20 protein-coding genes are annotated in these 26187 nt (G+C 51.6%); 7 read left to right on the top strand and 13 right to left on the bottom strand.

Annotation, left to right across the window (positions count from 1 at the left end; translation table 11 throughout):
• Positions 1–67: 67 nt before the first annotated feature.
• From glmM to rlmE, 4 genes are all read right to left on the bottom strand, one after another.
• Positions 68–1402, bottom strand: coding sequence for a phosphoglucosamine mutase (gene glmM / locus JJU14_RS04475; protein ID WP_228611398.1), 1335 nt, complete (start codon positions 1400–1402; stop codon positions 68–70).
• Positions 1399–2238, bottom strand: coding sequence for a dihydropteroate synthase (gene folP / locus JJU14_RS04470; protein ID WP_228611397.1), 840 nt, complete (start codon positions 2236–2238; stop codon positions 1399–1401). Before folP ends, glmM begins: the two co-directional genes overlap by 4 nt.
• Positions 2239–2306: 68 nt before the next feature.
• Complete coding sequence (gene ftsH, locus JJU14_RS04465; protein WP_228611396.1) at positions 2307–4235, bottom strand: ATP-dependent zinc metalloprotease FtsH; 1929 nt, start codon at positions 4233–4235, stop codon at positions 2307–2309.
• Positions 4236–4275: 40 nt separating this feature from the next.
• The gene (rlmE, locus tag JJU14_RS04460; protein ID WP_228611395.1) at positions 4276–4908 is read right to left on the bottom strand and encodes a 23S rRNA (uridine(2552)-2'-O)-methyltransferase RlmE; all 633 of its coding nucleotides are present in this window, start codon (positions 4906–4908) and stop codon (positions 4276–4278) included.
• Positions 4909–4991: 83 nt separating this feature from the next.
• On the opposite strand from rlmE, the gene yhbY reads away from it, so the two are divergent.
• The gene (gene yhbY / locus JJU14_RS04455; RefSeq protein WP_091342534.1) at positions 4992–5288 is read left to right on the top strand and encodes a ribosome assembly RNA-binding protein YhbY; all 297 of its coding nucleotides are present in this window, start codon (positions 4992–4994) and stop codon (positions 5286–5288) included.
• On the opposite strand, the gene JJU14_RS04450 is transcribed toward yhbY, so the two are convergent.
• The 5 genes from JJU14_RS04450 to dapB form a co-directional block, all read right to left on the bottom strand.
• On the bottom strand, positions 5270–5578 hold the full coding sequence (locus JJU14_RS04450) for a hypothetical protein (protein ID WP_228611394.1): 309 nt from the start codon (positions 5576–5578) through the stop codon (positions 5270–5272). The genes yhbY and JJU14_RS04450 overlap by 19 nt on opposite strands.
• 251 nt (positions 5579–5829) lie before the next feature.
• Positions 5830–6303 (bottom strand): transcription elongation factor GreA, encoded by a 474-nt coding sequence (gene greA / locus JJU14_RS04445; RefSeq protein WP_228611393.1) that lies wholly within the window; start codon positions 6301–6303, stop codon positions 5830–5832.
• On the bottom strand, positions 6300–9521 hold the full coding sequence (gene carB / locus JJU14_RS04440; RefSeq protein ID WP_228611392.1) for a carbamoyl-phosphate synthase large subunit: 3222 nt from the start codon (positions 9519–9521) through the stop codon (positions 6300–6302). The genes greA and carB overlap by 4 nt, the downstream gene beginning before the upstream one ends.
• A 31-nt stretch (positions 9522–9552) precedes the next feature.
• A complete protein-coding gene (gene carA, locus JJU14_RS04435; protein WP_228611391.1) occupies positions 9553–10683 on the bottom strand; it encodes a glutamine-hydrolyzing carbamoyl-phosphate synthase small subunit in 1131 nt (376 codons plus the stop codon).
• A gap of 254 nt (positions 10684–10937) precedes the next feature.
• Positions 10938–11747, bottom strand: coding sequence for a 4-hydroxy-tetrahydrodipicolinate reductase (dapB, locus tag JJU14_RS04430; protein ID WP_228611390.1), 810 nt, complete (start codon positions 11745–11747; stop codon positions 10938–10940).
• A gap of 175 nt (positions 11748–11922) precedes the next feature.
• Between dapB and JJU14_RS04425 the strand changes: the two genes are divergently transcribed.
• From JJU14_RS04425 to JJU14_RS04415, 3 genes are all read left to right on the top strand, one after another.
• Positions 11923–12465, top strand: coding sequence for a GNAT family N-acetyltransferase (locus JJU14_RS04425; protein ID WP_228611389.1), 543 nt, complete (start codon positions 11923–11925; stop codon positions 12463–12465).
• A 242-nt stretch (positions 12466–12707) separates the two neighbouring features.
• Positions 12708–13304: a tail fiber protein gene (locus JJU14_RS04420; protein ID WP_228611388.1), complete on the top strand. Its 597-nt coding sequence runs from the start codon at positions 12708–12710 to the stop codon at positions 13302–13304.
• An 85-nt stretch (positions 13305–13389) separates the two neighbouring features.
• Positions 13390–19023, top strand: coding sequence for an InlB B-repeat-containing protein (locus JJU14_RS04415; protein WP_228611387.1), 5634 nt, complete (start codon positions 13390–13392; stop codon positions 19021–19023).
• Positions 19024–19054: 31 nt separating this feature from the next.
• On the opposite strand, the gene JJU14_RS04410 is transcribed toward JJU14_RS04415, so the two are convergent.
• Positions 19055–20209, bottom strand: a complete 1155-nt coding sequence (locus JJU14_RS04410; RefSeq protein ID WP_228611386.1) for an iron-containing alcohol dehydrogenase — start codon at positions 20207–20209, stop codon at positions 19055–19057.
• A gap of 211 nt (positions 20210–20420) precedes the next feature.
• Here JJU14_RS04410 and JJU14_RS04405 point away from each other — a divergent pair, with 211 nt between their 5' ends.
• Together JJU14_RS04405 and JJU14_RS04400 are read left to right on the top strand one after the other, a co-directional pair.
• The gene (locus JJU14_RS04405) at positions 20421–20852 is read left to right on the top strand and encodes an NfeD family protein (protein ID WP_228611385.1); all 432 of its coding nucleotides are present in this window, start codon (positions 20421–20423) and stop codon (positions 20850–20852) included.
• A 26-nt stretch (positions 20853–20878) separates the two neighbouring features.
• Positions 20879–21808, top strand: coding sequence for a stomatin-like protein (locus tag JJU14_RS04400; RefSeq protein WP_228611384.1), 930 nt, complete (start codon positions 20879–20881; stop codon positions 21806–21808).
• A gap of 56 nt (positions 21809–21864) precedes the next feature.
• Here JJU14_RS04400 and JJU14_RS04395 read toward each other — a convergent pair whose 3' ends face one another.
• Positions 21865–22779 (bottom strand): SGNH/GDSL hydrolase family protein, encoded by a 915-nt coding sequence (locus tag JJU14_RS04395; RefSeq protein WP_228611383.1) that lies wholly within the window; start codon positions 22777–22779, stop codon positions 21865–21867.
• 458 nt (positions 22780–23237) lie between these two features.
• Between JJU14_RS04395 and JJU14_RS04390 the strand changes: the two genes are divergently transcribed.
• Positions 23238–24581 (top strand): Na+/H+ antiporter NhaC family protein, encoded by a 1344-nt coding sequence (locus tag JJU14_RS04390; RefSeq protein ID WP_228611382.1) that lies wholly within the window; start codon positions 23238–23240, stop codon positions 24579–24581.
• A gap of 14 nt (positions 24582–24595) precedes the next feature.
• Here JJU14_RS04390 and JJU14_RS04385 read toward each other — a convergent pair whose 3' ends face one another.
• Together JJU14_RS04385 and JJU14_RS04380 are read right to left on the bottom strand one after the other, a co-directional pair.
• A complete protein-coding gene (locus JJU14_RS04385) occupies positions 24596–25411 on the bottom strand; it encodes a M48 family metallopeptidase (RefSeq protein WP_228611381.1) in 816 nt (271 codons plus the stop codon).
• Between the two features lie 171 nt (positions 25412–25582).
• Positions 25583–26187: DnaJ C-terminal domain-containing protein (locus JJU14_RS04380; protein WP_300976155.1), on the bottom strand; the 605-nt coding region annotated here is incomplete at its 5' end.

Below are 26187 nucleotides of genomic sequence, written 5' to 3'. Positions count from 1 at the left end.
GTTATTGCTGCGGCCAGATAGTACCCAATGCCAGCCGCTATCTCAAGTTTGTTGCAACTTATCACCGTTAACTGGCGATTTTTACCGCATTGGCAATGGCCTCAGCAAAGGCTTCGACTTCCGTGCGCACTTCACCTTCCACCATCACGCGAATCAGCGGCTCAGTGCCTGACTTACGGATTAAAACCCGGCCTTTGTTACCAAGCCTTGCTTCCACATCGGCAATAGCCTGCTTGACGTTTTGCTTTTCCAGTGGTGCCGTGCCTTTCTCAAATTTCACATTGACCAGCACTTGTGGCAACTTTGTCATGCCCTGGCTGATTTCGGCCAGGCTCTGCTGCTCCTGAATCATCGCTGTCATCACCTGCAAGGAGGCAATAATACCATCGCCGGTACAGGTGTGATCAAGGTTCAGCACATGGCCTGAATTTTCACCACCAATGCGCCAGTCATGCTCACGCAGCAACTCCATCACGTAGCGGTCACCTACCTTGCTGCGCAAGAAAGGGATCTTCAGCTCAGCCAGTGCTAACTCAAGGCCCATATTGCTCATCTGAGTGCCGACCACACCGCCATGCAAACGCTTTTGCTTTTGCGCAGCACGCGCGATGATGTAAACAATTTCATCGCCATCAATGACACGTCCAGAGTGATCGACCATCATCACCCGATCACCATCGCCATCGTAAGCAATACCCAGGTCAGCTTTCATCTCAACCACCTTCTCCTGCAAAGGCAAGGTGTGCGTGGCACCACAGTCGGCATTAATATTAAGACCATCCGGACTGGCACCTATTACCGTTACCTCGGCACCTAACTCCCGAAACACATTCGGTGCGATATGGTAGGTGGCGCCATGGGCGCAATCCAATACCAAACGGAAGCCTTTTAATGACATATGGTTTGGTAAGTGGCTTTTACAAAACTCAATGTAGCGTCCGGCTGCATCGTCTACCCGCACCGCTTTACCCAGCTGCTCGGATGGCACACAGAGCATTGGTTGTTCCAGTTCGTTTTCAATGGCCAACTCGACCTCATCCGGTAACTTGGTACCATCAGCCGAGAAAAACTTAATGCCATTGTCGTAATAAGGGTTGTGCGAAGCACTGATCACAATACCGGCTTCAGCTCGAAACGTACGAGTCAAATAAGCCACAGCCGGGGTGGGCATGGGCCCTAACAAGCGCACATCAATACCTGCAGCAACCAGACCAGCTTCTAATGCAGTTTCCAATAAATAACCGGAAATACGGGTATCTTTACCAATCAACACCTTACGAGTGCCGCTTTTTGACAGCACCCGACCAGCGGCCCAGCCTAATTTCATGGCAAATTCTGGGGTAATTGGAAAATCACCTACCTTGCCGCGCACTCCATCGGTACCAAAATACTTTCTGCTCATTCCTTAACTCCATGAAGGGTGGCGTCCAGCACGGCCAACACATCTGCCGTCGCTTTTACGTCATGTACCCGGATTATATGGGCTCCTTTAATGGCGGCTATTGTGGCACAGGCCAGACTGCCTGCCAATCGCTCTGTCACCGGCAATCCCAACAAGTTGCCGACCATGGATTTGCGCGACATACCTACCAATAAAGGCAGCCGAAATACCTGCCACTGTTCCAGCTGCTGCAGAAGCTGGTAGTTTTGCGCCAGCGTTTTGCCAAAACCAAAGCCTGGGTCTAACAGCAACTGCTCCCGTGCTATGCCGGTGGCCAGACAGGCATCAATGCGCTGCTGCATAAAATCCAACACTTCGGCGGTTACATCACGGTACTCTGGCTGTTGTTGCATAGTTTTTGGTTCGCCCAGCATGTGCATCAAGCAAACTGGTACTCCGGCGGCTGCGGCAGCGACCAAAGCCCCATCAGCACGCAACGCATAGACATCATTGATCATATCGGCACCCGCCTGAACGGCAGCTGACATGACAGCCGCTTTGCTGGTATCAATGGAAAGCACACAATCAAAGCGACTGCGGATGGCTTCTATCACCGGCAGCACCCGGTCTAGCTCCTGTTGCAGTGGCACGGGCTCCGAACCGGGCCGGGTAGACTCACCGCCAATATCCAGGATAGTGGCTCCTTGTTGCAGCATGTGCTCGGCCTGATAAAGTGCACTATCCAACCGTTCAAATTGGCCGCCATCGGAAAAAGAATCTGGGGTTACATTTAAAATACCCATCACTTTCGGACGGGCTAAATCCAGCGTGCGCTGACGTGGTAAGGTTAGTTGCATGACAAAGTCTCAGGTTAATCAGCCCAGAAAAAAACCCGGCAAGCCGGGTTTTTTCAATCATCGAACAATTAGTGCAGCTTGCCTTCGGATGGTTCTGCATTGGGGCCTACCGGCTCCTCTGCTCCCGAGTCATCACTGGAGCTGCCTTTATCGCCTTTGTCACGTGGCTCCCAGTTTTCCGGGTCACGAACTGGCCGGCGCTCCATCAGATCGTCAATCTGACGGGCATCGATGGTTTCATACTTCATTAATGCATCTTTCATCGAGTGCAGAATATCCATATTGTCTTTAATCAGACTGTAGGCACGCTCATAATTGCGATCAATGAAGTTACGGATTTCAGCATCAATCGCCTTCACCGTTTCTTCCGACATATGTTTGTTTTTGCTGACAGAGCGGCCTAGGAATACTTCACCGTCTTCGTCGGCGTACAACAACGGGCCAAGCTTCTCTGAGAAGCCCCACTGAGTGACCATTTTACGGGCCAGATCAGTGGCGCGTTCAATATCATTCGAAGCACCGGTGGTGACCATTTCAGAACCGTAAATAACATCTTCGGCAATACGGCCACCAAACAGAGAGCTGATCATGCTTTCCAGCTGTTGTTTGCTGTAGCTTACCCGATCCCGCTCTGGCAGGTACATAGTGACCCCTAGAGCACGGCCGCGAGGAATAATACTCACCTTGTACACCGGATCATGCTCAGGCACCAGACGACCGACAATGGCATGACCAGCTTCATGATAGGCAGTCATTTCTTTGTCTTTTTCGGTCATCACCATGGAGCGACGCTCTGCGCCCATCATGATTTTGTCTTTGGCTTTCTCAAACTCGTCCATCGACACGGTACGGCGGTTGCCTCGGGCTGCAAATAAGGCCGCTTCGTTCACCAGGTTGGCCAAATCAGCGCCAGAAAAACCAGGGGTACCGCGGGCAATGACCGAAGGATCCACATCTTCACCAAGCGGCACTTTACGCATGTGAACTTTCAAAATTTGCTCACGGCCTTTCACATCCGGCAAGCCGACTACGACCTGACGGTCAAAACGGCCTGGGCGTAATAAAGCAGGGTCCAACACATCCGGACGGTTGGTGGCGGCAATGACGATAATGCCTTCGTTGCCATCAAATCCATCCATTTCAACCAGCATCTGGTTCAAGGTTTGCTCACGCTCATCGTGACCACCGCCTAAACCTGCTCCACGCTGGCGACCGACCGCATCAATCTCATCAATAAAGATAATGCACGGGGCAGCCTTTTTGGCCTGGTCGAACATATCCCGTACCCGGGAAGCACCTACACCGACAAACATTTCGACGAAGTCCGAGCCAGAAATGGTAAAGAATGGCACCTTGGCTTCACCAGCTATCGCCTTGGCTAATAGCGTTTTACCCGTACCTGGAGGACCTACCATCAAAATACCTGTTGGGATTTTGCCGCCTAACTTCTGAAAACGGGACGGATCGCGCAGATAATCGACCAACTCGCTCACTTCTTCTTTGGCTTCATCGCAACCTGCCACATCGACAAAGGTGGTTTTGATTTGATCTTCACCCATCAATTTGGCTTTGCTTTTACCAAAGGACATAGCACCTTTGCCGCCGCCGCCCTGCATCTGGCGCATAAAGAAAATCCACACGCCAATCAACAGCAGCATGGGGAACCATGAGATAAAGATGGTTGCCAGCCAGCTGCCTTCTTCCGGCGGCTTACCAACAATACGCACGTCATGCTTGTACAAATCGTCAATTAACTTGCTGTCGTACCCACCAGGGATGACGGTCTCAAAACGATCGCCGTTGCGGCTGACACCACTGATCACGCCAGAGCGTTCGATCTGGACTTCGCGGATCTGACGCTGCTCAACCTGCTTTAGAAACTGATCGTAACTGGTCATTCGCTCAGAACTGTCACCAGGACCAAAGCTATTAAAAATCGACATCAAAACGACGGCGATCACCAGCCAAACGATAAGATTTTTAGCCATATCACTCAAGGTTGTAACCTCTTACTTGCCGTTAAATTTAATCAGGCCACTACTGCGACTTGAAACCTGTTGCCACTATGTAGGCTTCACGGGAGCGGGAGCGCGATGAGTCCGGCTTTCGTGATTTTACTGTGGTAAAGACCTGACGGATTGCTTTCAAGTAATCCTCAAAACCTTCACCATGAAATACTTTGACCACAAAACTGCCGTTTTGCTTCAACACCTGATGACACATGTCCAAAGCCAATTCTACCAGGTAAATAGCTCTGGCCTGATCGGTTGCCAGATTGCCACTCATGTTGGGTGCCATATCTGATAATACCACATCTACGTTACGACCTTCGATCCGGCTCAGTAATGCTTGCAATACCGCATCTTCCCGGAAGTCACCTTGTAAAAAGGACACCCCAGGTAAAGGGTCCATAGGAAGTATATCACAAGCTATCACCCGACCCGAGGGTGTTACCAGTTTTGCCGCCATTTGCGACCAACTGCCCGGAGCAGATCCTAAGTCTACCACGGTCATGCCGGGCTTGATTAGCTTATCCTGCTGTTGAATTTCTTCCAGTTTAAAAGCGGCCCGGGATCGTAGCCCCTGCTTCTGTGCTTTTTGCACAAAATGATCATCAAAATGCTCTTTCAACCAGCGGGTTGAGCTGGCTGAGCGCTTTTTTCGCGTCATCTTACTACTCTGAAATGGCTATGACCTCTAGATGGCGTTACAATAGCATGAATTCAAGATTAAATTGTGGAAATCGTATCAAGATGGCACTGAGCAATAAGCAAAAACAGTTTTTAAAATCCAAAGCACACGACTTAAAACCCGTGGTTTTGCTGGGTGGCAACGGTCTGACCGAAGGTGTACTCGCTGAAGTGGAGCAAGCTCTGGAGCATCATGAGTTAATCAAAGTCAAAGTACCTGGTGAAGACCGCGAACAGAAAGTACTGGTGATGGATGCCATTGTGCGGGAAACAAAAGCAGACAAAGTGCAGGTGATTGGTAAAACTCTGGTGCTGTTCCGGCCGGCTAAAGAGCCAAAAATTCAGCTGCCCAAGGCCTGAATGTTCTTCTCGCTAAGAAAACCAGCTCGCGTCAAAATTGCGCGGGCTTCCTCGTTGTCAGCGACAATAGCACGCTGATAATCGGCTGGCTTTGGCACATCGGTTGCTTTGGTAAATTGCCAACGGAACAGCGGATGTTCCGGTAGCATCACGATGCCAAACTTCAACTGATGCTGAAAGCACCAACTTGAGTTGTCCTGCAGCTTTGAAAATACATCCGCCGGACAAGCCTGCCATTGAGTTCCATCCAACGACATCGCCCAAGGGCTACCGGCAAAAGACAGTGCCATTTGCCGTAATTGTTTTATGTAATCTTAAACCGTTAAGTTGGTCCAGGTCCCCCGGGCAGTCAACCAGATGGTGTTGTCTTCTTTGACCAGTTCAAACTTACCTTTTCCAGAGCGCATCAAACAACCTCACAACCTCTTAGCTAGCCATTTTAATCGATCCTGATTGGTTAGCAGGTCAGACCCGCGGCCATCTTGCGACCAAAGCGCAAAAAAAAGCGGCCGAAGCCGCTTTTCAGATCTGCGTAGTTCAATCAGAGGTACTGTACATCGGTGATTTCAAACTCAACCATGCCTTTTGGTGTGTTGATGGTCACCACATCATCCTGCTCTTTACCAATCAAACCACGGGCTATCGGTGAGTTGACGGATATCAGGTTCTTTTTGATATCCGCTTCATCATCACCGACAATGCGGTAACTGACTTCTTCCTCAGTATCGAGGTTGAGAATTGTGACCGTGGCACCAAAAATCACCTTGCCATTGTTGGGCATACTGCTGACATCGATGATCTGGGCATTGCCCAATTTTCCTTCGATATCCTGAATACGACCTTCACAAAAGCTTTGAGCTTCCCGTGCGGCATGATACTCGGCATTCTCTTTCAAATCGCCATGTTCACGCGCATCGGCGATGGCCTGAATAATCTGTGGTCGCTTAACCGATTTCAGTTCATTCAATTCAGCGCGCAGCATTTCTGCGCCCTGAACCGTCATTGGTATTTTCATCCGTTTACTCTCTTGTGCAGCTCCTGCACCGACGCCACCCGCTCAAAAGCGCTGGCAGCACTGGCTTTGCACGTTGCAAAAGCAGCATTTAATGTCGTTGTATAGTTGGCTTTATGCTGCAGGGCACCCCGACGCAGCACTTTAGAATCTTCAATCGCCTGACGGCCTTCGGTGGTATTCACAATGTAACTGTACTCACCGTTTTTGATTCTATCCAAAATATGAGGTCGCCCTTCCAGCACCTTATTCACCACGCGGCATTCAACACCAGCTTGCTGCAGGGTGGCTGCTGTGCCTTTGGTTGCATCCAGCTCAAAGCCTAATTCCAGCATACGTCTGGCCAGCTCGATTACACGCACTTTATCGCTGTTACGCACCGAAAGTAAAGCCCGGCCACCGGTAGGGATCACGGTACCACATCCCAATTCAGCTTTGGCAAAAGCTTCCTCGAAGGTATCACCAACGCCCATAACCTCACCGGTAGAACGCATTTCCGGGCCAAGGATAGGATCCACGCCAGGGAATTTGTTAAATGGGATCACTACCTCTTTCACCGAGAAGTACGGTGGAATGACTTCCTTGGACACCCCTTGCTCCGCCAGGCTGCGACCCGCCATGCAACGGGCACCAACTTTCGCAATTTGAATGCCGGTTGCTTTAGAAACAAAAGGCACGGTCCGGGCAGCACGCGGGTTTACTTCAATCAAATAGACTTCACCGTCTTTCACGGCAAACTGGGTATTCATCAAACCGACCACGCCCAGCTCAAGTGCCAGTTTACGCACCTGCTCGCGCATCACATCCTGTATGGCTGCCGACAAGCTGTGCGGTGGCAAGGTACAGGCTGAGTCGCCTGAGTGCACGCCAGCCTGTTCGATATGCTCCATAATGCCGCCGATGACCACTTCTTTGCCATCACAGATGGCATCAATATCCACTTCAATTGCATCATCGAGGAAGTTATCCAGCAGTACCGGTGCTTCATTGGATACGCTCACCGCATCGGTCATATAACGCTTTAAATCAGTCTCATCGTAGACGATTTCCATCGCCCGGCCGCCAAGTACATACGAAGGCCGAACCACCATTGGGAAACCGATATCACCAGCTTTAAGCAGGGCTTCTTCCAAACTGGTGACGGTGGCATTTTTCGGCTGTTTCAAACCAAGGCGATCGACCGCTTGCTGGAAACGTTCACGATCCTCGGCCCGGTCAATCGCATCTGGCGAAGTGCCAATAATAGGCACGCCTGCTGCTTCCAGCGCCCGCGCCAGCTTGAGTGGGGTTTGACCACCATACTGCACGATCACACCTTTGGGCTGCTCTTTGGCCACGATTTCCAACACATCTTCCAGTGTGATCGATTCAAAATACAAGCGATCAGAAGTATCGTAGTCGGTCGACACGGTTTCCGGATTGCAGTTGACCATAATGGTTTCATAGCCATCTTCACGTAGTGCTAAAGCGGCATGCACACAGCAATAGTCAAACTCAATACCCTGACCAATCCGGTTCGGGCCGCCCCCTAAAATCATGATTTTATCGCGATTGGATGGCGCCGCTTCACACTCTTCATCGTAGGTGCTGTACATGTAGGCAGTGTTGGATGCAAACTCAGCCGCACAGGTATCCACCCGCTTGTACACCGGGTGCAGACCAAAACCGTGGCGTTTCTTGCGCACTTCGTTTTCACTAACACCTAGCAAGTCGGCAATGCGCTGATCAGAGAAGCCTTTGCGCTTATAGCGGCGTAAGCTCACTTCATCCAGACCGGAGAAGCCAGCATCATGAATCGCCTGCTCTTCGTGCACCAAATCCTCAATTTGCACTAAGAACCAGGGGTCAACTTTGGTCAGTTCAAAGATTTCCTGCTGGCTCATGCCAAAACGAAAGGCATCTGCAATGTACCAGATACGATGCGCACCAGGCTCCTTCAGTTCACGGATCAGCCGCTCTTTGGCATCGGGTGCGGTTAGATCTTGCATAGGATCCAAGCCCGAAACACCAATTTCAAGGCCGCGCAAAGCTTTTTGCATCGACTCTTGCTGATTACGGCCAATGGCCATCACCTCACCGACCGATTTCATTTGAGTGGTCAGGCGGTCATTGGCACCCGCGAACTTTTCAAAGTTAAAGCGGGGTACCTTGGTTACCACATAATCGATGCTTGGCTCGAATGAAGCAGGCGTAATACCGCCGGTGATTTCATTGGCCAGTTCATCCAGGGTGTAGCCGACCGCCAGTTTGGCAGCCACCTTGGCGATGGGGAAACCTGTCGCTTTGGAGGCCAGAGCGGATGAACGCGATACCCGCGGATTCATTTCGATAATGACCATGCGGCCATCTTCCGGGTTGATACCAAACTGCACATTGGAACCACCGGTCTCGACGCCAATTTCCCGTAATACCGCCAGCGAGGCATTTCGCATCAACTGGTATTCTTTGTCGGTCAGGGTTTGCGCTGGTGCAACTGTGATGGAATCACCGGTATGCACACCCATAGGATCGAAGTTTTCAATCGAACAGACGATGATGCAGTTGTCGTTTTTATCCCGCACCACTTCCATCTCATACTCTTTCCAGCCAATCAGAGATTCATCAATCAACAACTCTTTGGTGGGTGACAGATCCAGACCACGGGTACAGATTTCTTCAAATTCTTCACGGTTATAAGCGATTCCACCACCTGAGCCCCCCATGGTAAAAGACGGGCGGATGATACACGGAAAACCGATGTCTTCCAGCACGGCATAGGCTTCTTCCATCGAGTGAGCCATACCTGCACGCGGACATTCCAGACCGATGGAACGCATGGCTTTGTCGAAACGGCTGCGGTCTTCGGCTTTATCAATTGCATCGGCAGTGGCGCCAATCATTTCGACATTGTATTTCTTTAATACTCCATGACGCTCCAGATCCAGTGCACAATTCAGCGCTGTCTGGCCACCCATGGTGGGTAATACTGCACAAGGCCGCTCTTTTTCAATGATCTTTTCTACCACCTGCCAGTGGATCGGTTCGATGTAGGTGGCATCGGCCATTTCGGGATCGGTCATGATGGTGGCCGGGTTCGAGTTCACCAACACCACCCGGAAGCCTTCTTCACGCAAGGCTTTACAGGCCTGGGCACCGGAGTAGTCAAATTCACAGGCCTGGCCAATCACGATTGGGCCGGCGCCAAGGATAAGAATGCTTTTTAAATCAGTACGTTTTGGCATAATTTACTCTGTCTTTCCTCGCTAGCCTGAATTAATGCTGACGCTGACGCATCAGATCGATAAAGTGATCGAACAGCTCGGCCGCATCGTGTGGCCCCGGGCTTGCTTCCGGGTGGCCCTGAAAACTAAAGGCCGGCTTGTCGGTACGGTGAATGCCTTGCAAGCTGCCATCAAACAAGGACTTGTGCGTTGCCCGCAGATTCGAAGGCAAGCCCTCTTCTTCTACCGCAAAGCCGTGGTTCTGAGCTGTGATCATCACTTTTTTGTTGTCGAGGTTTTGCACCGGATGGTTACCACCGTGATGGCCAAACTTCATCTTGGCCGTTTTTGCGCCACTGGCAAGCGCCAGCAACTGATGGCCCAGACAGATACCAAAGAGAGGGATATCGGTTGCCAGCAGCTCTTTGATTGCCGTGATGGCATAATCACATGGAGCCGGGTCGCCAGGGCCATTGGATAAGAAAATACCATCCGGATTCAGCGCCAGCACGTCGCTGGCGGAGGTTTGCGCCGGCACCACCGTCAGTTTACAACCGCGGTCAACCAACATACGCAGGATATTACGCTTCACACCGTAATCGTAGGCAACCACATGAAAGGGAGTTTGTTCCGGGTTAACAAAGCCTCTGCCCAGCTGCCAGCTGCCTTCAGTCCAGCTGTATGGTTCGGCAACGGTGACTTCCTTCGCCAAATCCATGCCTTTTAAACCAGGGAAAGCTTTCGCCTTTACCAAAGCTTCAGTGGCATCTAAGCCGGCACCAGCCATTAAGCAGCCATTTAAAGCACCTTTTTCACGCAGGATGCGGGTAAGTTTGCGGGTATCGATATCGGCAATGCCCAAAATGCCACGTTGTTTTAAATAGTCGGAGAGCGAAGCCTGATTGCGGAAGTTGCTGGCTAGTAGCGGAAGGTCACGAATAATGAGGCCTTTGGCCCAGATCCGGCTGGATTCTTCATCTTCATCATTGGTGCCGGTATTGCCAATGTGCGGGTTGGTCAGTGTGACCATTTGTTCAGCATAGGAGGGGTCGGTTAAGATCTCCTGATACCCGGTCATCGAGGTATTGAATACCACCTCTCCGACTGAAACTCCTTCGGCACCGATGGCCGTACCATGAAATACAGTGCCATCTTCTAAAACCAGCAAGGCAGACGTCGTCAAAATAACCTCCAAACAGCAAAAAACGGGCTTAAACTTGCTCGTTCAACACCCGTTTTTAATCCAAAGCAACTAGCGGCCCAAAGCTGAATAAATACACTAAAAAAATGAATATAAATTCAGCCTTGAGGAACTCTCAATTCGCCCAGGCAAATTCTCGATATTTTATGCCAACTTGGCGAATTCGTCTAATGCTTTTTTGAAGTTCAGAGGAAATCATCCCTTTTGCGTTTTTTTTACCACTAAACAGCAAAACTCTAATTCAAATCGGTCAATCCAAGCACTTGTTGCATGGAATAAAGTCCCGGCTGTTTGTTTTGCAACCACAGGGCAGCCCTGATGGCACCTTGGGCGAAGGTGGTTCTGCTGCTCGCTTTGTGCGTTATTTCTAATCTTTCGCCTAAATCAGCAAAGAGAGCGGTGTGATCGCCAATTATGTCGCCACCTCGTACCGTCGCAAAACCTATGGTGTTGTGATCCCGCTCACCGGTCATACCTTCCCGGCCATAGACGGCACAGTCGGCCAGATCCCGCCCTAATGTCTTAGCAATGCTGGCACCTATTGCCATGGCTGTGCCGGACGGCGCATCTTTTTTAAAACGATGATGCGCTTCGATGATTTCGATATCGGCCGTCTGCCCCATCACTTTGGCGGCTGTTTGCACCAGGTGCAGTAATAAATTCACGCCAACACTCATATTGGGGGCCCAGACGATTGGGATCTGCTGGCTGGCTTGCTGCAGCTCTTGATACTGCGCATCGGTCAGGCCGGTGACGCCAATCACCATAGCTTTTTTGGCCGCCACCGCCAGAGCCAGATGCTCCAGCATTGGTTCCGGCATGGTGAAATCTACCCACACATCAGCCATTGCTAAAGCCTCAGCCGAGGTAGTCTGCAGCGGCACATTCAATTTACCGCAGGCAGCCACTTCGCCGGCATCCAGACCAAGCCAATTGGAGCCGGCACGCACTGTGGCAGCACCCAGCGTTAGTTGCTGCTCCTGACAAACCTGCACCAGCGCCCGCCCCATCCGGCCATTGGCACCAAAAACTCCGACTTTTGACATCACTTTGTATCCCGCTGACTAAATAAGGGGGTATTAAAGCAGAACTGAACCCTGCTGAAAAGCAAGGCAGGCGTTCAGCCAGTTCGCCATCAACACGCAGCTTGCTCTTTTAAGCAAGCAATGCTGCAGCTTATTGACCTCCAGCATGCTTCATGCACTAATAAGCATTCTGCTAATGACCATCGTGATCTTGTGCATGCTGACTGCATCGGCTTTGAACTCCCATCTCACCTTGTCGGGACTGACCTTTCGGCAAGCAACTGAAGCAGATCAAAAGTTTTTGTTAGCTCTGTATGCGACCACCAGGCAAGATCTCCAGCAACTACAACTACCACCGGCACTGACTGAGCACCTGATCACCATGCAGTTTCAAGCAAAATGTTCTGGCTACCGCCAACAGTTTCCCAAGGCCTGTTCTTTGATCATTGAACACGCCAACCGCGGTATTGGCAGAATCTTGCTTGATACAACCAACACAAATATCCGGTTGATTGATATTGCTTTATTGCCTGATCATCGACGACAAGGCTATGGTCGGGCATGCATCCGGGCTCTGCAAGATTTCGCTATTCAACGAAACAAACCTGTGCAACTGTCGGTGCATCAAGACAATATCGCCGCTCATACCTTATATCTGGCGCTTGGGTTCAGCCCTATCCAATCTACCCCACCCTCCCTGTCATTATGTTGGCTTCCTACTGGTACAGGCGGGTTGTAATTCCATCAAGACGGCCCCGCATGTGTTAATTATCAGCCCCTATTGAAGGCCCAGTCATGACTTGGCCATAATGCAATTATCAGAAAAAAGTCATCGTTTCGTCAGGCATATCAACCCTGTAATCACTATAGTTACATGGGGCTATAGACCAGCTAACCTGAAGCACATACTCACACCATGGTAGCTCCTATTCACCCCAGGTGAGCACTCAACGCTTAGACTTAATCATTGGAGAATGATAGATGGCAGATCCCTTTCTTGGAGAAATCCGTATGTTTGCCGGCACCTATGCCCCTGAAGGTTGGGCTTTTTGCGCTGGCCAAGAGCTTCCGATCAGCAGCAATACCGCGCTTTACTCAATTTTAGGCACCACCTATGGTGGCAATGGCACAACATCATTCAGACTGCCTAACCTGCAAGGACGAGTACCGCTCTGTGCAGGCCAAAGCCCTGGCTCGAGTCGTTATCAAGCCGGTCAAACCGGAGGCCAGGAGCAGCAAACCCTGACACAGGCACACATCCCGCCTCATACACACACCATCGTTCTGGATGCAACCGCCTCTTTGACCTTGGCACAGCAAGCGTCCACTGACGCCGCTAATGCCAGTACACCCGGTGAGACTGTGGTGCCGGCCAGAATCTCAACTGGTATAACTGCCACCAATGCTTACAGCAACAATGCCAATACAACTCTAAAACCGATGACAGGCAACGCCACTGTGAAGCTGGAAGGTAACAGTGGCACCACAGGTGGAGGTAGTCCTGTCAGCGTCATGCAACCCTATACCGCAGTGAGCTTTATTATTGCGCTGGAAGGCATTTACCCAAGCCGTAGCTAGCTAAAGCGTGGTGCTTGCCACAAGCACCACCTTCATAATTGCATCGATCATGATGATCGTCAGCTTAGTACAAGGATACAGCGCTATGTGGTCACTCTTGTTTAGCCCCATCAGAACATGCAGCAAACACCTGTTCAGTCTGCTTATACTCAGCTATGCCCTGTTAATTTCAACCGCAGCAAGTGCTACAGATTGTACTATCACTTCCACGGTAGCTCAAATCTCTGACATAACCCAGTCGAATTTTGACAATGAAGCTATTGGGCAAAGCTTTACCGCCTGCAAAGATGGCCGTATTAAAGAGCTACGGTTACTGAGCTTTTTAGATGGAACAATCTATCAAGGGGCAGATCGTAATGAACTGACTATCACCCTGTATCAAGGCGATGGATTGGCGGGTACCGAGCTGGGTACTTTTACTTTCAGCACTAATTTGTTGCATGAACACTCAGCGCTGGATGATTATTCCATTATACCCATGAGTGACGGCAACTTCGTACTGAGCAGCGGCGAACTCTATACCTTTTATTTTGCCGGTGGAGGTGTGAATACCTTCTTTGGTATTTTCAATCATGGTGGGGTAGCGGCCCCTTATGCCGGGGGACAGTTCTATCTCGATGGAGATAATTTTCCGGATCGCGATCTGATGTTCCAACTGGTGATGGAAGATGCGCCGGTCGCCAATGATCCCCCCACCGATATTCTGCTAACTAGCAACAGTGTCAATCAAAGTGCTGGTGTCAATGCGGTGGTAGGCAGCTTAAGCTCTGTCGATCCCGATGATGGCGATACGCATACGTACAGCTTAGTAGCCGGTGCTGGCGATACCAATAATGGCAGCTTTAACATCAGCGGCAACCAACTGCGGGCCAACAATGCATCCAGCCTGGCCGCAGGCAATTACAGTGTTCGAATTCGCACTACCGACAGTGCCACTAATACCTTTGAGAAAGCCTTTACCCTGACGGTGCTGGATGATGTGCCTCCTATCGTCAACTCGGTGTCTGTTCCACCCTATGATATCTACAGCGCCGGGAACACACTGGACTTCACCATCAATGCCTCAGAAGCTCTGACTGTGAATACGGCAGGAGGCACGCCCCGCATCGCTCTGGATATCGGCGGTACCACCCGCTACGCCAGCTATATCAGCGGCAGCGGCACCACCGCTGTGGTATTTCGCTATGTCGTGCAAGCAGGTGATAACGATCTGGATGGTATTGAGGTGGGCATTTTAGAGCTTGATGGTGGTACTATTCGGGACAGCGCAGGCAACGACTTGAATTTAACCCTAAACAGTGTCACCGATACATCCGGTGTTTTGGTGGATACCAGCCCTCCCTCAATCACTGCCATTGCCAATCAGACGGTCGTGGTTGGGCAAAGCACCGCGGCGCTGGGATTCACCATTGGCGATAATCTGACAACAGCCGCCAGCTTGTCGGTAAACCGGGCATCCTCCAATACCATTGCCGTGCCGCTAGCCGATGTGGTACTGGGCGGTAGCGGAGCCAATCGTACCATCACCATCACCGGAGGCGATACCGGTACATCCACCATCACCATTACCGTGATGGATGCTGCCGGTAACAGTGCCCAGCAAGCCTTTCAGGTGGAAGTTACGCCCCCCAGCTACACCGTCAGCTTTGTGGACTGGGATGCCACCGTACTAAAAACCGAAACAGTGAACCATGGCAGCGGCGCAACAGCACCGGCCAACCCCAGCCGGACCGGCTACAGCTTCACCGGCTGGAGCCCTAGCGATTTTAGCAATATCACCGCCGATACCACCATCACCGCACAATACAGCATCAACAGCTATACGCTGACTTTTGATTCTGCCGGCGGCAGTGCGGTCGCCTCTATCACTCAAGCATTTGGCAGTGCCATCACGCCACCAGCCAACCCTAGCCGAACTGGCCATAACTTTGCCGGCTGGAGCCCGAGCATTCCTGCCAGCATGCCAGCTGAAAACCTGACCCTAACGGCACAATGGACCGCGCACAACTATGCCATCCATTTTATCGACTGGAATGGCATTGTGCTCAAAAGCCAAACGATTGCTCATGGCAACAGCGCGACTCCGCCAGACGACCCAAGCCGCACAGGTCATACCTTCACCGGCTGGAGCCCCAGTGACTTTAGCAATATTACCGCCAATACCATCTTTACGGCCCAGTTCAGCATCAACAGCTATACGCTAACCTTTGATACTGCCGGCGGTAGTGCAATCGCCGCCTTCACTCAGACCTATGGAAGTACCATCACACCACCAGCTGACCCCAGCCGTGACGGGCATACCTTCACCGGTTGGAACCCGACCATTCCTGCAACCATGCCAGCAGAAAACCGGACCTTAACGGCACAATGGGCCGCGGACACCTACACGGTCAGTTTTGTGGATTGGGATGGCACCTTACTGAAAACTGAAACCGTCAATCACGGCAGCGGTGCCACCGCACCGTCCAACCCCAGCCGGATCGGTTACAGCTTCACCGGCTGGAATCCCAGCAACTTTAGTAATATCACGGCAGACACCACCGTCACCGCGCAATACAGCATCAGCAGCTACAGCGTCAATTTTGTCGACTGGGATAATACCGTGATAAAAACCGAAACGGTTACTCATGGCAACGGCGCCACAGCACCACCCGTTCCCAGCCGGACCGGTTACAGCTTCACCGGCTGGAGCCCGGCAGATTTCAATACCATTATTGCCAATACCACCGTCACAGCGCAGTACAACGTGAATAGCTTTACCCTGACATTTGACAGTGCTGAAGGCTCAGCCGTGGAACCAATTACTGCTAACTTTGGTACCACCATCAATCCACCGGAGCCACCAATCCGGGAAGGTTTTGCATTTACCGGTTGGCAGCCGGAGCTCCCCATCACCATGCCTTCGGAGGATAAAACTTTCACAGCGCAGTGGACGCGCAATCGCTTTACAGTTTCAACCAGCCTGAGTGGAGACGGCAGCGTCACCCCGGCCAGCCAGCAGATTGTTCTTGGCAACAGCGCCAGCTTTGAACTCAGTGTGGCGGAAGATAAATTTGTGCAGATTGATAGCAACTGCGCCGCCAGTCGCTCGGGCAATGAAATTGTAACCGCAGCGATCAAAGCCGACTGCAGCATCAGCCTGACGGTTCATACAGCCATGACGCTCGAAGTTGAAGACAGCAGCCCGGCAGCCAGTCAGGAGACTCGCCGTTTCCGTCTGAGCAACGGAGCGGGTGAGCAAGTGCTAAGCGCTTTGCAACAGACCCGCAGTGGCACCACGGAATGGTTGGATCTGGCCGATGCCGGGATCTTGCTCACCTTGCAGGACGATGGCAGCTATCTGTTTAACGCTGAACGTACCGGGCGTTATAGCTTCGAATTTACCGATTCAGTCTCAGGTGAACAACTGATGGTCAGCTTCGATGTGCTGCCTTTTATTGCCTTTACTGCCGCCAGTCAGCCGGTGCAACAGGATATTCCTGCTCAACTTCGCATTTGGTTAAGTGATGAACCGATTGACTACCCAGTACAGGTTCAAGTGCAGGCCAGTCAGGCTCAGGTGATAAGCAGCTTCGAGCTCAATGCAATGGATAACCTGCGCCGGGCATACAGTGTCACCGCAATAGCAGGCAACACGGCAAGCATCACATTGCTAAACGATGGCCTAGAGCAGGCCTTGCTGGGCTCGCCCCACAGCCATCAATTGCTGGTACAAACCGAGCCACCACCTTTGTCGCTGCAGGCCGCGGTGATACAAGATGGTATTGAGAGCCTGGTGGTGCAACGCAGTGGAGGCATCGTCGAACTAAGCGCAACAGAGCTTTCCGGTATAGCAGCCGAGTTTAACTGGCATGGTATGGGACTTGCCATCACTCAAAGCGGAGCCTCGGCCCATTTCGATCCAGCCGGGTTACCGACTGACCGCCATTACCTGCAACTCAGTGCTGAAGCCGGCGAGCGCAAGGGCGAGCTGGAGCTGGCACTAAATGTGATTGCTGAATGCCCAGTGGCTGATTGCAGCAACAGCGGTGTGAGCGGTATCCCTGCTAGTCAAAACCAATACAGCAGCCACCCCAATCGTTTGCCGCTGTGTCCGCAAGAAAATGGCAACAGCCGGGTGGCTCAGTGCCAGAACCAGGCAGCACTCTTTGTCGAAGTACCGGCCCTGTACCAACTGACGCTGGGCTTGTACAGTGAGCTTGCATCCTGGCAAAGCGGTCAATTTGGCCTGGCACTCAGTGAAAGCAGCATACATGACATCGGCTATCGTCAGCTCGGTTTTATGGTTAATTTTGACGTGATTGGTTTACAAAGCCCTGGTGAGTCGGTACCGATAGCCATTCCGATGCCTGCAGGGCAAAGCATTCCGGCCAATGCAGTTTGGCGAAAGCTGGTCAATGGTTTGTGGCAGGATTTTGTCGAAGACGAGACCAACCGCATCGATAGTGCTCCGCGCAATGCTCTCGGTAATTGTCCCGTAGTATCTTCGGACAGCTGGCGTGCCGGTTTGAATGAAGGCGATGCCTGCATCCGGCTAACCATTGAAGATGGCGGACCGAACGATGACGATGGCCGAGCCAACAGTGTCATTCGGGACCCCGGTGTGCTGGCACAGCAGCAAGTAGCTAGGATCTCCTTTGCCAGTGCCGGAGGCTCTGAGATCGCTGACATCACGGCCTTAGTGGGTAGTACACTGACAGCACCAGAGCCGCCGTGGCGCGAGGGCTATACCTTTACAGGCTGGCAGCCTGCCTTCCCGGCTACCATGCCAGAACACGATGTGCAGCTCACTGCTCAGTGGCAAATCAACCAATATGTGATCCGATTTGATGTGAATGGAGGCGAAGCCATACCGGATCTGGTGCTGGACTATGGTGCCACCATCAATGCACCAACGGCTACACGCTCTGGTTATACCTTTAGTGGCTGGTCACCTGCCCTGCCCACCACCATGCCTGCGCAGGATTTGCAGGTCACAGCCCAGTGGCAACCAAGCAGTGTGACGGTTACTTCAAGTGGAGGCAGTCTGAGTCTACTGAGCGTCATTCTGCTAACCACCTTGCTACTGATGCGTCGCTGCCACAGTAGCTTCCGTCATGGCAAAGGTAGCCTTAAAGTCTTCATTGCCAGTCTGTTGCTGCTCCCCATGGTGGCACTTAGCCAGGATTGGTATATAGGCGTGCAAGGTGGTGAGGCCAGGAGCCACAGCTCTGGTAACTTGGCCAGTGCCGCAGAGCGCAAACTTCATGCGGCAGGTGTCTCAGGAACCGTCAGGCTCCACTCAAACTCGGACACAGCCTATCGTCTGTTTGCTGGTTATCGGTTAAATCACTGGCTGGCCGCGGAGTTCGGCTGGCTGGATTTAGGTGAGGCAGTATTGCACTACGATGGCCTGCCGCCAAATCAACCGTACGCAACGATCAAAGCACAGCCACAACGTGGCCGTGGGGCTGAACTTAGCCTGGTAGGTCACTTTGCTTTGGATGGGCACTGGCAGCCATTTGCCCGGCTGGCATTGTTTGATAACCGCAGCCGCTACCAGTTTGAAGGGCCTGCAGCTCAAGCACCTAAGCGCCACAGCCGCATTCGCCTGGGTGCCGAGCTGGGAATGGGCTATCAGCTGAGCCCACAACTGCAACTTAGCGCTGCGGCTGCGCACTACGATACCGAAAATTTCAACACGCAGATGCTGAGCCTGGGTCTGCGCTATTCGTTCTAAGCGCAAGCCCAGGTGCATAGCAGGGATCGACTTACAAAGCGGCTTGCAAAATAAGGCGAGACACATCCGGCGTAATATCACCATGCTCGCCCAGCTTCACCATCTTATGCTGCACCAGTCGCTCCACCATAGTATCGATGGCACTGGCATCGATGCCATAATCAGCTAATCGGGTCGGCACCCCCATTTGCTCGAAAAAAGCCCGGGTGTGGCTGATGGCTTCATCAATCAGCCGCTCTTCATCCTGATGGGCCAGCTGCCAGACCCGCTTGCCATATTGCAGCAGCTTGTCACGTTTTTGCTGGCGTTGCTGCTGCATCAAAGCAGGCAGCACAATGGCGAGCGTTTGCGCATGGTCCAGGCCATGCAAAGCGGTAATTTCATGGCCAATCATATGGGTCGCCCAGTCTTGTGGTACACCTACCCCAATCAGGCCATTCAACGCCATGGTGGCTGCCCACATTACATTGGCACGTACGGCGTAATCTTCCGGGCGAGCCAGGGCCTGCGGCCCTTGTTCAATCAGGGTTTGCAGCAAGCCTTCAGCAAAACGATCCTGTACCGGCGCGTTCGCCGGGTACGTCAGGTATTGCTCCATCACATGCACAAAAGCATCGACTACGCCATTGGCGACCTGACGTGGCGGTAAACTAAAAGTGGTGGTTGGGTCCAGTATGGCAAATTGCGGGTAAACCAGTGGACTGGAAAAGGCCATTTTTTCTTGGCTACTGTAGCGGGTTACCACCGAATTGCCGTTGCTTTCCGAGCCGGTTGCCGGTAAGGTCAGCACACAGCCCAAAGGCAGCGCTTGCTGTACCTTGGCTTTGCCACAAAGCAAGTCCCAGGCATCGCCTTGATAACAAGCTGCAGCGGCAATAAACTTGCTGCCATCGATGACACTACCCCCACCTACCGCCAGAATAAAATCCAGCTGCTCACTCTTCAGCAGATCCCTGGCCTTTAACAGCGTATCGAAGGATGGGTTCGGCTCAATGCCGGCAAATTCAAACCAGACCTTACCGTCCAGAGCGGCTACAACCTGATCGTAAACGCCATTTTTTTTGATGGACCCGCCGCCATAGGTCAGCAATACCCTGGCATTACTTGGAATAAGCGCTGTCAACTCGGCAATCTGTTGCTCGCCAAACACAATGCGAGTTGGGTTATGAAAGGTGAAATTTTGCATAAAGACTCCTGAACAAGTTCGCTGACAGCTACGTATCAAAACAGCAACAGTATCACTTTTTAGCGCACAACCGTTGAATTTAGCGGCAAACTGCTGCTGTTTTGCCCAGACAAGTGCTGGTTTGCTATACCCTGTTACAAAAAGACAGTAGGGGTTATCGTCAAAGCTTAGTATAGTAGTGTGAACCAAGTTGCAATATAAGGAAATCAAGATGTTGGCATTGGTCTGGCTTATTATTGCCATTGCATTTGGCATTGTGGAACTAATGACAGGCACCTTCGTGATTTTAGCCATTTCGATGGGTGCCTTCTCTGCCGCTATCAGCAGCTGGCTATTTGCTCTAAGCTTTACTCAGTCGCTGTTTGTATTTGCTTTTGGCTGCCTGATGTTTTTACCGCTGTCTTTCTGGCTTCGTAAAAAAGGCCTGGGTACTTCCAAAGCTGTCAATATGGCAGAACCCGGCTACAAACAAAGTGTGGTTTTAGAGCTGCATGGCGATAAGCTGGTAGCGAAGATGAGTGGCAGTTTTTATCCGGTAAAAGCAGAAACAGCCAGTGAGGACACCACTTGGTTGCGGGCTGGTCAGGAAGTGAAAGTATGCCGCATTGATGGCATTACCTTGCTGGTAGCACCCAAAGATTAAATCATAATCACTACAAGGAGTTTGCAATGGACTTAGCGTTGATTTTATTACTCGGGGTGGCGGGTTTTGCCATCATTTTAATCCTCAACAACATCTTTATCGTGCGTAACAGCGAGTGCATGGTGATTGAGCGTTTAGGTACCTACCATCGTACCTTGCAATCCGGTATTCAGATCACGATACCTTTCATCGAAAAACCACGCCCTATCATCATGCTGCGTAACCTGAAGTTCGTGGAAACTCCGCGCATTGATTTACGTGAGGCAGTACTGGATTTTCCAGGTCAAAGTGTGATTACCAAAGACAACGTGACCGTCACCATCAATGGCGTGCTGTATTTCCGGATCATGGACCCGGTCAGAGCCGTCTACGAGGTTGAAAACATCATCCAGGCAGTCGAAGTGCTGGCAAAAACCTCGCTACGGGCTGAAATTGGCCGGATGGAACTGGACTCTATTTTTGAGTCTCGTGAAGAAATCAACGAGCGACTGCGTCTGGTACTGGATGATGCCGGTAATGGCTGGGGCATCAAAGTAGTAAGGGTAGAGCTGCTGGATATTGCACCACCGGTAGATGTCGAAGAAGCGATGCGCAAGCAAATGACCGCAGAGCGTCAGCGCCGTGCCACAGTGACGGAAGCGGAAGGTGAAAAGCAAGCCGCAATAGCCCGGGCACAAGGTGAGCGGGAAGCCGCTATTTTAAGTGCGCAGGGTGAAAAAGAGGCCGCGATCTTACGCGCACAGGGCCAGCGTAAAGCCATTGAGGAAGTCTTGTCATCTGGCAATGGCCAGCTCAGCTCAGATACCGTTATCGGCTATTTGTTGGGACGTGAATACCTGCAAACCTTGCCAAATATTGCCAAAGAAGGGGATCGCATCTTCCTGCCAATTGAAACCAGCAATGTGCTTGGCTCTGTCGGTGCCATTCAAGAATTGCTGAGTGGTAAAAAGTTTTAACGGTTGTATTTAAATACTATCGGGCCGCAATTGCGGCCCGTTTTTTTGACTTACGTTTAGCCTCGGCGACGCAAACGAATCAGCATCAAACCAGAGACCAACAGTAACATGGTGGCCGGAGCGGATACCTGGAAGTTCACGGTTTGCCCTGAAGCCAGTAAGGCATAAGCTTCTCGACCAAGCACCTGATGCGCACGACTGGTTGGATGAATTTCATCCCAAAAAACATAGGTATGCGCATTAGCACAGCTAACTTCTGAAGCAATACCAAAGAAATTTCTACGGATGGAACGACATTCTCCCGTTGTATTTACAAAGCCTTCTGAAGCAGGATCAGCTAAAATCCGGTCAAAAATACCAAATACATCCAGCATAAAAATATCTACCTGATACTGCATTGCCAACCCCAGCAACATCGACTGCAACGCCTGATTCCATAGGGTGCTGACTTCAGTCCCTGAAACACTGTTCGAGCCCGATCTAAATTCCGGAATGCTGCCCAAATCAGGTAAATTAGGCACCAACAAAGTTGCTGCACCACCCAAAATCATCTCGGTCAGCATGGCCTGAAAGTTGCCCATAATGGAAGTAATCATCATCAGTGGCGCAGAGCTCCCCACCAAGTCACGCATGTCATTGCCACCAGCCCATACCACATAGAGGGCTGCCGGATCCAAAGCGGCTCCGCCTAAGCGATTTTGATAGTTGTCCCACTGCCAAAGAACACCAGCAGATACACCAGTCGCATTGTTAATTCGAGCACCACCATAGGCAAAGTTATTGCCGCCGGCTGTAGAGCGTGACGTACTCAGACCCAAGTCATCCGCCATAAACTCATGCCAAAGATCGCCATTCGAAAAACGTCCATTCGGACCGTAGCCGGCTTCAGCAGCGATAGGAGCCAAGCTCCCGAATGGTACTGTTGCGCGGGTATTGCCCGTATCGGATAAACTATCCCCAAAGATATACATATCAGAGAACATTGGCGCGGCGAATGCCGGAGTTGCCAAAAGAGTAAAGACCAACACGGCGAAAAACGTTTGAAGCCTTGCAAGTTGTTGCTTAAATAGTTTTATTTTCATTGTTACCACCCTGTTTGTTGTTTTTATTCAGACGCTAAGCGCGTCTTCGAACATTTGATGGCAAAAACCGTGCCTATTTTTCAAACAACAGCTTTACTCAACATATCGGAGGTCTTATCAGATAGTATGGAGCTATAGCTGTAAAATTTACTGACACCCGCCCAATTTCCCTAAATTTGGTAAAAATGCAGATAATCATTACTGATCAGAGCAGTAAATAGCTAAAAAAGCATTGAATACACAAAGAAAATACCGTAAAGGATAGTGACAGAGATTTACAACTCATTGACAGGACGTCTGGACATCTATATATTCAGCTGATTTTTATGACTGGTCGGAGATCATGCATGCCAGAACACACTATGGTAACCCCACGCCAATATGGCGCCCTCGCCTTTTTACCGCTGGCTAGTTTTGTGCTGCTGTTTTTAGGCGCCGGTCTTTATTACCAAAGCCTGGGGGTGGATTATGCCTTTTACCAGCTACCGGCCCATATTGCCGTATTGCCAGCACTGATTATTGCCATGCTGCTGCACCGCACCTCGATGCAGCAAGCGGTTGAAACGCTGATCCGTGGTGCAGGACAAAATACCATTTTGACCATGTGTTTGATTTATTTGCTGGCTGGTGCTTTTTCCAGTGTGGCGGTGGCTACAGGTGGCGTCGATGCCGTGGTGAATGCCGGCCTGAGCCTGGTGCCACCATCTTTACTGGTACCTGGCCTGTTTATGATTGCCGCTTTGATAGCACTGGCAATGGGAACGTCGATGGGCACCATAGGTGCTCTGGCTCCTATTGCTGTGGTGCTGGCTGAACAAACCGGTTTATCGCCGGTACTGCTGGCGGGTGCCTTGCTTGGCGGGGCTATGTTTGGTGATAACTTATCCATTATTTCCGATACCACCATTGCGTCCACCCGTACTCAGGGCGCGCGCATGAAAGATAAATTCCGCGAAAACCTGAAACTGGCCTTGCCAGCTGCCGCCATTGTGCTGTTGGGCTACATCTGGTTTGGCAGTGTACCGGCCGAGATTACCGCCCAAGCCTTCAGCTGGAGCGCAGCACTGCCCTATGTTGCCATTTTGGTGCTGGCAGTAGCTGGCTTAAACGTCTTTGCGGTACTGGCGCTTGGTATCGTACTGGCGGCTTTGCAAGGGGCCTTGTTTGGGAACTATCCCTTGGGGAACCTTGGCCAGGATATGGCTTCCGGTTTTGCCTCAATGCAGGAAATTTTTCTGCTGTCGATGTTTATTGGCGGCTTGGGTGAGTTTATCAAACAGCAAGGTGGCCTGGGCTGGCTATCTTCCCGGTTAAGCGCCTTCTTTGATAAAGTCAACATGCAGGCTGAGCGCAGCGGTCAGCTCGGCATTGCCAGCCTGGTGTTTGGCACCAACCTTTGTGTCGCCAACAACACGGTGGCCATTGTGATCAGTGGTGATATCAGTCGCAAGCTGGCAGAAAACCATGGTATTACACCCAAGCGCAGTGCCAGCTTGCTGGATATTTTTGCCTGCATCAGCCAAGGGTTATTGCCCTATGGCGCCCAGGCGCTGCTGCTGGCAGCCAGCTTTGGTTTAAGCCCCTGGCAAGTAGTCAGCGCCAGTTTTTACTGCATGGCGCTGGCGGTGGTGGCGCTGCTGTGGTTGCTGCTAAAACCGGTCCCAGCAACCAGGCAGGATATACAAAGTTAACGGATACAACCGTATTAAAGCGGTCCCGGGCTACCACAATTGGGTAAGTTACCCTGAGCCCGGCGCTGCTGATAGGTCGCCGATGCTTGCGGCATCCGTTGTTGTAAGGCCCGGATACGGTTCTCAGGGACCGGGTGGCTGGACAGCAGCTCAGGGCTGCGCTGGCCACCACTGGCGGCTGCCATATTGCGCCATAAATCCACCGCCTGCTCCGGGTTAAAGCCAGCTTGCGCCATCAAATCCAGGCCAATAATATCGGCTTCACTCTCGTGCTCGCGGCTAAAAGGCAGCAATAACCCAACCTGAGAGCCTAAGCCCAGCCCTGCCATCATTTCTTGCTGAAAACGTACATTGGCAGCACGGGTCGCCGCATCGGTCAGCGCCAGGCCAGTGTGAACCAGCTGACTGCGTGACAAACGCTCGTTGGCATGGCCAGCCATCACATGGCCAATTTCATGTCCCATAACAGCGGCCAGTTGGTGCTGATTTTCAGCCACTTTCAATAAACCGGTGTAGACGCCAATTTTGCCGCCTGGCAAGGCAAAAGCATTCACCTGATCATCGGCAAAAACGACCACTTCCCAGACATTGCCCATGTATTGCTCTGGTGTGACTTTCAGCAGCGCATCGGCAATGCACTGCACGTAGCGTTGGGTTTGACGGTCGGTGGAGATGGTCAGCTCTTCTTTCATTTGATCAAAGGTCTGAGCCCCCATGCTGCTCAGCTGGTTTTCATTGAACAACATGATTTGCCGGCGGCCGGTCGGTGACTGGGCGCAGGCCGCCAGAATGAGTACCGCCACGATGGCGAGCAGTAAAAACTTACGCATGGTTATATCCCTATGAAAGACTGTCTATTTATTGTATCTGAGGCTAGCTAGAACACCAATGATAAAAAAACCGCAGCACTTTGGCTGCGGTTTTGGGCTACGGTTTTGGGCTACGGTTTTGGGCTACGGTTTTGGGCTGCGGTTTTCAATCCGCTTAACAGACCAGGTAAATTAGCTGGTCAAATCATCAAAGAACTTTTTCACACCATCGAAAAAGCCTTTGGATTTTGGCCGGTGTTTGGCTTCGCTATCGCCGGCCATGGTCGCATCGAGTTGGCGCAGCAGCTCTTTTTGCTGTTCGCTCAGGTTCACCGGCGTTTCAATCACCACCTTGCACACCAGGTCGCCAACTCCGCCACCACGCACCGACTGCACGCCTTTGCCGCGCAAACGGAACATCTTCTCGGTCTGAGTTTCTGCCGGGATTTTCAGTTTCACCCGGCCATCCAGCGTCGGCACGGCGATTTCACCACCGAGCGCTGCCGTAGCAAAACTAATCGGCACATCGCAGTACAGATTATTGCCATCCCGCACAAAGATTGGGTGCTCTTTGACATGCACCTGCACATAGAGATCGCCTGCTGGCGCGCCATGCATACCTGCTTCGCCTTCGCCGCTTAAGCGGATGCGATCGCCGGTATCGACACCGGCCGGAATTTTCACCGACAGGGTCTTGGTTTTCTCGACCCGGCCTTCGCCATGACATTTAGTGCATGGATCCGGGATGATCTTACCGCGACCATGACAGGTCGGGCAGGTTTGCTGTACGGCAAAAA

This window comes from Alkalimonas sp., assembly GCF_020831925.1.
GTDB lineage: Bacteria > Pseudomonadota > Gammaproteobacteria > Enterobacterales > Alteromonadaceae > Alkalimonas.
Note: the sequence above shows the minus strand (reverse complement) of the source record. Positions and strands in the feature narration are given on the sequence as shown.

What these genes read in the sequence shown, in the direction of transcription:
- glmM (WP_228611398.1), bottom strand. Translation starts at nt 1,402, where the DNA reads ATGAGCAGAAAGTATTTTGGTACCGATGGAGTGCGCGGCAAGGTAGGT.
- folP (WP_228611397.1), bottom strand. Translation starts at nt 2,238, where the DNA reads ATGCAACTAACCTTACCACGTCAGCGCACGCTGGATTTAGCCCGTCCG.
- rlmE (WP_228611395.1), bottom strand. Translation starts at nt 4,908, where the DNA reads ATGACGCGAAAAAAGCGCTCAGCCAGCTCAACCCGCTGGTTGAAAGAG.
- yhbY (WP_091342534.1), top strand. Translation starts at nt 4,992, where the DNA reads ATGGCACTGAGCAATAAGCAAAAACAGTTTTTAAAATCCAAAGCACAC.
- JJU14_RS04450 (WP_228611394.1), bottom strand. Translation starts at nt 5,578, where the DNA reads ATGGCACTGTCTTTTGCCGGTAGCCCTTGGGCGATGTCGTTGGATGGA.
- greA (WP_228611393.1), bottom strand. Translation starts at nt 6,303, where the DNA reads ATGAAAATACCAATGACGGTTCAGGGCGCAGAAATGCTGCGCGCTGAA.
- carB (WP_228611392.1), bottom strand. Translation starts at nt 9,521, where the DNA reads ATGCCAAAACGTACTGATTTAAAAAGCATTCTTATCCTTGGCGCCGGC.
- dapB (WP_228611390.1), bottom strand. Translation starts at nt 11,747, where the DNA reads ATGTCAAAAGTCGGAGTTTTTGGTGCCAATGGCCGGATGGGGCGGGCG.
- JJU14_RS04425 (WP_228611389.1), top strand. Translation starts at nt 11,923, where the DNA reads ATGACCATCGTGATCTTGTGCATGCTGACTGCATCGGCTTTGAACTCC.
- JJU14_RS04420 (WP_228611388.1), top strand. Translation starts at nt 12,708, where the DNA reads ATGGCAGATCCCTTTCTTGGAGAAATCCGTATGTTTGCCGGCACCTAT.
- JJU14_RS04415 (WP_228611387.1), top strand. Translation starts at nt 13,390, where the DNA reads ATGTGGTCACTCTTGTTTAGCCCCATCAGAACATGCAGCAAACACCTG.
- JJU14_RS04410 (WP_228611386.1), bottom strand. Translation starts at nt 20,209, where the DNA reads ATGCAAAATTTCACCTTTCATAACCCAACTCGCATTGTGTTTGGCGAG.
- JJU14_RS04405 (WP_228611385.1), top strand. Translation starts at nt 20,421, where the DNA reads ATGTTGGCATTGGTCTGGCTTATTATTGCCATTGCATTTGGCATTGTG.
- JJU14_RS04400 (WP_228611384.1), top strand. Translation starts at nt 20,879, where the DNA reads ATGGACTTAGCGTTGATTTTATTACTCGGGGTGGCGGGTTTTGCCATC.
- JJU14_RS04395 (WP_228611383.1), bottom strand. Translation starts at nt 22,779, where the DNA reads ATGTATATCTTTGGGGATAGTTTATCCGATACGGGCAATACCCGCGCA.
- JJU14_RS04390 (WP_228611382.1), top strand. Translation starts at nt 23,238, where the DNA reads ATGCCAGAACACACTATGGTAACCCCACGCCAATATGGCGCCCTCGCC.
- JJU14_RS04385 (WP_228611381.1), bottom strand. Translation starts at nt 25,411, where the DNA reads ATGCGTAAGTTTTTACTGCTCGCCATCGTGGCGGTACTCATTCTGGCG.